Raw genomic sequence first — 2,885 nt, forward strand, 5'->3', positions numbered from 1 at the left:
AGTAGTGCAAAGCGTAAAACAAAGGATAGATGAGCCCCAAATCCTGCGCCCTACTCAACAAAGCCTGCCAATCAAAACTATGATCACAGAAGCTTCTAAACAGACTGGCAATATCTTCCAGATCACGCAACCCATGCTGCATTTCACCATCAAAAAACAAGTGCGTGGCACTGTGCAGAATCAGGTCAAAATCGCTTAATCGATACAAATTCCAATCTGTATTTATTCGAACGGAATCAGCAAGTAATAACTCACTGGAAGGATGAGCTTTTGCTGTCATTGGCAGAATAGCGTGATGGACGTCCAGCTCGGTCTCTCGCTGACCGTGCTTTAGTGGCGGCAATTCATGCATCCAACGGCGATAATACTTTTGATCGTAATCGTCCAGATGCGTTGACAACCACCCCTCGTTCTCCAAAAGCGTTTCAGCCGCAGGCAGAAAGCTTTCCGGCAACAGAATATCAATATCAGAAAACAGCCGCCCTTCCGCTGGAGACAGATTACCGTAGCTGTACGCAGCACCTTTCAGCAAGACGATTCGTACACCTAAAAACTCAAGAGATTCAGCAAGCCCTTCTACCTCTCGACGAATCGCCTGCCTGTGCCGCCGAGTTACTTTATAAGCCCAAAGTAGATGCCTGAGAGGCTTTTCCGGTAAAACCTGAAGCTCCACCGCAGCTTTCAATCTGACATACAGACGTGCCAGCATGTCGATACTACGAGCTTGACGGATTAAAAGATCCCAATCTTCCAACGAAAGCTGAGCCGCAGACTCTGGCCTGGCCAGCACGCTTAAAAGCAGACATCTCATTGGATTTCTATCGCTCTTTCGCTTTTACCCGCACTTTCAGCCATTTTGTCGAACATGGCAATGGCTTCATCCAGATTAGAATACTGAAAATCATAACAATCACTATGGGTAATGACATGATTCAGAGTATCAAACCCTTCGTCCCCCAACACATTGAAGTTAAAGGATTGGCGAGCCAAATTGAGGAACGACTGCGCCTTACTGCGCTGAGACAAGCTGGTTACAGCTCCTTTAATATAGCGCGGGAAAACAACCCAGTTAATTTCCGCCTCTTCGTGGCTGCGATTGACGCTGTCTACAGGTGCCAACATGTGAGCAACATCACCCTTGGCCGTATCAGGACACACAGGACCAATTTGGGCCTCGGGAGAAAAGCCCTGAATCACCTCTATAGCCCGATTTTTAAGGCATACAGGGCGTGCCAGCGGCACAACACTCGACGTTCCATCCAGTCGCACGAACGCGAGTTCATCACTGAGCAGGCGCCAGCCGCGGCAGACCAAGCCTGCACATAAAGTGCTCTTTCCTGCTCCCGGTGGAGCAGATAGCAACAATACCTTCCCCTGCTTTTCGATAACCGCCGCATGGATGACCAAGTACTCGTGGCAATAGCTGGTCATACACCAGTTCAAACCCCACTCGAACATGGGTAAAGCTTGGGTTTTAGGTAATGGCTTGAAAGGCAGAATGCCGTCCAGTGTGAAATTGGCCTGAGGACGCCACCAGCGACGAAAGCCGGATGCTGCGTCGACCGACACATGAAAATCATGGAAAGCGTTGTCATTAGCTGGGTAGTGGCCGTACAAACGATCAACGCCTGCGATAACCTCATCGATACCAGAAGTGACCAGTATTGAGAAAGGACCCACTTTAAGTGAGATTTGCTTTGAACTCATGAAGAAACCTGACGAATCAAACCCAGGCTATGCAGGTAAGGAATGTAATGCCCGGAGACATCATCTGTGTCACATAGAATATAAGCGGAGACCTCTTGATGGATTTCGCGACTACTCAGCTTCTGCTCTTTTTGTAATGCCTCTATGACGTAACGTGCAGGCCCCGAAAGCCAATGCACATCCCCGGAGTCACTCAGATAAGCAATCGCTTCCTCTTCCCCTCTCCAGGTTGTCAACGTTAATTCCGAAAGAGCCGACCAAATAAAGTCCTCCTTCTTAACCTGACTGTTAATCGTCCACCCCTTTGCAGGTTTTGGGATCCCAATCCTGAAGCAAAACGCAAGACTGAGAGTTCACATCAAAACGCTCTCCGTCCTTGCAGCTCGGCATACACTGACCATTCACTTCGACATAACCAGGACCGCAGTCACCTTTTGCGTTCAGAAAACAATCTCCGGCCTCATTCATTTTCACTACTAACCCAAAAGCTTCTCCCTGATCAATCACACGCCCCTGATAAGGAACCCCAGATCTGACAGATTGAGCCAGCTCAACAATCTGAACAACTGTTGCGCCATACACTGAGGGGGCTTTAGCCGCATTTAGCAGTGCCGCAACAAGATGATTTTCGTAAGTGCCGTAACTCCCCCGAAGATGGTGCTGCAACAGCACATCCAGCAAACTGGTTTCATCGTTACCAACCGCAGGCGAAAAGCCAAACACTGAAGAAAAAGGTGTTGCATCGGCAGTCGTCCACTCTTTAATGCGCTGCCCTTTTTTCTTAACCTGGCTACCCGGTGAAAACCCAGTTCCCTGCCAAGCTAATGTATTATTTTTCCAAAAACCAGGTGTGCAACCACTGCCTTTACAGCCATCGTCGTGCCGACCAGAGGCATTACCAGAAGCCAGTGCCGAGACAGAACAAACACCACCACCCCAAGCCGGTCGACTGAACAGAGACATCAACAACGGCGCCGTCATACCCGCTTTCGCCATATTACGACGGGTGACAGTCTGATTTACACCAGTTCGATGAACCTCTTTTTCAGAGGCCTGCTTATCAAGATTGTCTTTCAAGTCCTGTCCCATAGAATTGGACTCCATTAGATACTGTCCTTTCTCAGCCTGCTTAACCGATGCAGCATTTTCTTGCTTTTCAGCAATGCGAGCCTGACTTT

The 2,885-nt window shown here is 48.8% G+C and carries 4 protein-coding genes; all 4 read right to left on the bottom strand.

Annotated elements, in window-relative coordinates:
* The coding region (locus ACTG33_RS16885; RefSeq protein ID WP_439136399.1) for a nucleotidyltransferase domain-containing protein at window positions 1–811 on the bottom strand (811 nt) is incomplete at its 3' end.
* Window positions 808–1,707, bottom strand: a complete 900-nt coding sequence (locus ACTG33_RS16890) for an HprK-related kinase A (RefSeq protein WP_439136401.1) — start codon at window positions 1,705–1,707, stop codon at window positions 808–810. The genes ACTG33_RS16890 and ACTG33_RS16885, both read right to left, overlap by 4 nt.
* Complete coding sequence (locus ACTG33_RS16895; RefSeq protein ID WP_439136403.1) at window positions 1,704–1,943, bottom strand: hypothetical protein; 240 nt, start codon at window positions 1,941–1,943, stop codon at window positions 1,704–1,706. The genes ACTG33_RS16890 and ACTG33_RS16895 overlap by 4 nt, the downstream gene beginning before the upstream one ends.
* Window positions 1,944–1,995: 52 nt before the next feature.
* Window positions 1,996–2,885: hypothetical protein (locus ACTG33_RS16900; protein ID WP_439136405.1), on the bottom strand; the 890-nt coding region annotated here is incomplete at its 5' end.

The organism is Pseudomaricurvus sp. (assembly GCF_965662505.1).
GTDB lineage: Bacteria > Pseudomonadota > Gammaproteobacteria > Pseudomonadales > Cellvibrionaceae > Pseudomaricurvus.

Bases quoted from the DNA above. Each gene is read 5' to 3' on its own strand.
- ACTG33_RS16890 (WP_439136401.1), bottom strand. From the start codon at position 1,707: ATGAGTTCAAAGCAAATCTCACTTAAAGTGGGTCCTTTCTCAATACTG.